Consider the following 540-nt stretch of genomic DNA (forward strand, 5'->3'; position numbering starts at 1 on the left):
GGGCTGGCCATTGCCCGCCAGCGCGGCGCCGGCGGCGCCCGTCCCGGTGCCGCCAGACCTGGTCGCGCGCTGGCGCCCCGCCCTGGCACCGCTGCACCGGCGCGACCCGCGGCGCGGCCTGGCGGCGCTGGTGGTGGCGCTGGAGGCCATGCCGCTTCGGCTGCAGCGGCCGGAGGCGGCGGCGGTGCTGGCGGTGCTGGCCACGGCCCTGGCCGGGGAGACGGAGGCGGGCCCCACGCCACCGGCGGCCGCCGCGCCACTGCCCGCGCCACCGATGCCCGTGCCGCGGACGGCACCGCATCGGCTACTGCCAGAGGACGGGACGGGACGCAGCATCGACGCCGCGGCGCATCCGGCCATCGCCGATGATCGGCCGGCGGCCGGCGAGGCCGGGGCGTCGCTGCGCCCCGGCGGGCAGCCGGCCAAGCCGGTGACGCCCGCGTTCCGGACCGGGGCGGAACACCGGCCGCCCGACCTGCCGCCGCGTCCTGCCGCCGGTGCGGACGGCGCCAGGCCCGACCCGGCGGCGCCAGCCGGGCC

1 pseudogene is annotated in these 540 nt (G+C 82.6%); it reads left to right on the forward strand.

The annotated features are described in order from the left end of the window. Positions 1–46: 46 nt before the first annotated feature. Positions 47–540, forward strand: a pseudogene (locus E2C05_RS32420) (hypothetical protein); the annotation flags it as partial.

Origin of the sequence: Paracraurococcus ruber, from assembly GCF_004353985.1 — a bacterium.
In the GTDB taxonomy this organism is placed as follows: domain Bacteria; phylum Pseudomonadota; class Alphaproteobacteria; order Acetobacterales; family Acetobacteraceae; genus Paracraurococcus; species Paracraurococcus ruber.